This window comes from Marinomonas pollencensis (assembly GCF_003387375.1).
Classification (GTDB): Bacteria; Pseudomonadota; Gammaproteobacteria; order Pseudomonadales; family Marinomonadaceae; genus Marinomonas; species Marinomonas pollencensis.
The window spans coordinates 1-2603 of the sequence record NZ_QUNG01000031.1 but is presented as its reverse complement, the minus strand read 5'-3'; the positions used below and the strand labels follow the sequence as shown (position 1 = coordinate 2603).

Annotated in this window: 3 protein-coding genes; 1 reads left to right on the top strand and 2 read right to left on the bottom strand. The window is 44.9% G+C overall.

Annotated features, from left to right (window positions below):
- Positions 1-434 precede the first annotated feature (434 nt).
- Positions 435-806 carry a hypothetical protein gene (locus DFP81_RS18025; RefSeq protein ID WP_220343051.1) on the top strand — a complete coding sequence of 124 codons (372 nt, stop codon included), beginning with the start codon at positions 435-437 and terminating at the stop codon, positions 804-806.
- Positions 807-909: 103 nt separating this feature from the next.
- Here the strand turns inward: DFP81_RS18025 and mobV are convergent, their stop codons facing one another.
- Together mobV and DFP81_RS18410 are read right to left on the bottom strand one after the other, a co-directional pair.
- Positions 910-2166, bottom strand: coding sequence for a MobV family relaxase (gene mobV / locus DFP81_RS18020; protein WP_115899264.1), 1257 nt, complete (start codon positions 2164-2166; stop codon positions 910-912).
- Positions 2167-2416: 250 nt separating this feature from the next.
- Positions 2417-2603 (bottom strand): hypothetical protein (locus tag DFP81_RS18410; protein ID WP_220343049.1); only part of this gene is annotated, 187 nt, incomplete at its 5' end.

Here is a 2603-nt window from a genome sequence, read left to right as displayed (position 1 = left end):
CTCGGATGTGGGCAAAATCAGAGAACGAAGTGAGCGTGTGTTTTGTCCACATCGAGGACAAAAACGTCGTACCAAAAACGCTTAAAAAAACCTGTAAAACCAGAGTATAGAAGAGATAATTAGTAAGTTATTGATATATAAGGATTTTATAAAAACAGAGTCTCACCCCATGATACTACGGAGTCTCACCCCATGAGACTCTGTTTACACCGTGTCTCATGGGGTGATACACTGTGTATCACGACTTGATACGCGATGTATCTTTTATTTACGGATAAGGAAAAAATATGAGCGATAATGTGTCATCTGATGAGACTACAGAGTCTCATAATCGAAACTTTGTTCAGCTCAGCCGGTCGTATCTGCGAGAGATGAGAGCGCTTGCGAGGAGTAACCCAGTAGCCCATGAATTGCTCTATTATCTTGTGGAGACAATGGGAAAGACTACGAACGCTGTTGTCGTCTCCTACGCGACCCTGTGCGAAGTTCTTCAAGTCAGTAGGCCGACAGCTGCGCGAGCCGTAAAAAAACTAAAGACTGACTGTTGGGTTGACGCCGTTAAGATTGGCTCGGCAACGGCATACTGTGTCAATGAGCGCGTTTTTTGGCAGAGTCGACAAAATCAGCGGAAATACGCCAAATTCTCTGCCACTGTGATTGCGGCGGGGAGTGAGCAAGAGAAAGAGTTTTTTGATAGATCGAAGACAAAATTGACGTATATACCAGTTATTCAGGCGGGTGATTCTGTCGTGACTGGCAATGAAAAGCTTGACCCACCAGATCAAGGCGACCTTGATCTCACTTAAAGAGAAAAGCCCTCAGAGCCAATATGAGGGCTTTTTTTATTGACCTTAGCATTCTATCGAATATCGATGAAAAAGCCCTTAGTCGGCTGCTGGTGAAGCATAGTTACCTAATATTAACGTTATTATGCAAGCTCTCATAATTTTCAAACTCTTTAACCATGTTCGAATTGAAATCGTCCATTTTTTGAAGTCCCTGGTCTATCATTGATGACATGAATTGATATGTTGCATCTCCTCGAAACTGTAGAACGTCCTCTGACTCTGCATAGGCCTCGCCCCAAGCCAGCGAAGTATAGGCGCTTAGGTGTGCATAATTGATATCAAAATCACGCTCAAGCACTGCTATATCGGCATTCAGCTTTTCAATGGTTTTATCCCCTTTCGAAATCTCAATTTGAAGATTTTCAATCTGGGTTACGTATGGCTTAGCGGCCGTTTTTAGCTGGTTTTCGAGAATAGATTCGCGCTCTCTAGAGCTAGTCAGATCCGATCTAAGGCGTTTTATCTCCCTATTGTAACTTTCCTTGATTTCTTTGATTTCCTGCGTGTGCGCCTTGCTGACTGCTTCAATTTGCCTCTGTGGGGAATTCTCAGCAAGAAGATGTCGTAACTTTAAATTGTCATGTGACAGCTCCATTGCAAACTCTGCAATTTCGCCCTTACCACCTATTCTTTTGTTCGCTAAGGCCTGTATTTTTACGGCGTCTTCAGTATAAATATTTTCAACGTCTGCGAGGCTCTTAATCACTTTTGAGTAAAAGCGAGACACTTTTTCATGAGTGGCTTTAGAGCCCTTTATTCCCCGTTTTAAGCCAAGATGCTCGGTTGCCTTGGCGAATGAGTCTTGATGCTCAGAAAGCTTCTGTCGGCCTCCTATGCGCTCTCTCGCGTTGAACTTCACTACCCCTTCTTTGTTCTTGATCGTTGGGGTTACAAACAGGGAAACATGGGGGGTTGCCTCGTCCATGTGAACTTGCGCGGCAATGATCGTACCGTCTGGGTATTGTTCTTCAATCCATGATCTTGCAGTGTTTGCAAATTCACTCACTTTCTTTCTGTGCTCGTCTTTATCGGTGAATTGATCAAAGTACTCTGGGCTTGCTGTCATCACATACTCAACCGCCACAACCGCGTCAGAGCGCAGCTTACGGCCTGTTTTATCCACAACAGAAGCTATTGTTGAATGGAGCTTCCGCATTGAGTTTTCGGTCGTTTGCTCGCCGTCCCTATCTCCCCATTTTAGGTTGGACACACTCCTATCAGCGTTTGGTGTGTCTCTCTCCCTGTAGAGATGCTGTAAGGCCGCCTTCAGGCCGCCCCCTGTCGCCTTGTGCTTCTTTGTTCGCATTATCGAATACATGACCTCTCCTTTTGATGTGTACCGCTTGAAGGCGATGTGTACCGCTCAGATTAAGCCCAAAACAAGACGTTTTCAACGTCTACCTGTGGTACGCAACTTCGAAGAAGTGTACTCACTACACTTTACTTCGTAAAGGTTCGCTCGCTTCGCTCGAAAGATCCAGACCCCAAGAACTCACGGTGCACACCCAAAAACTTTTGCGGGTATCTTAATTCTCCACGCTTGTGTCCTGCTCATGTTCGCGTTTTTTTCAAAAACGACTCACAAAAGCAGGCGGCACTTTTACCGTTGAGGTGCCTTTTTTACGGGTAACTATTCGATGACCGAGGATCAAAATTAAGCCTCGGATGTGGGCAAAATCAGAGAACGAAGTGAGCGTGTGTTTTGTCCACATCGAGGACAAAAACGTCGTACCAAAAACGCTTAAAAAAACCTGT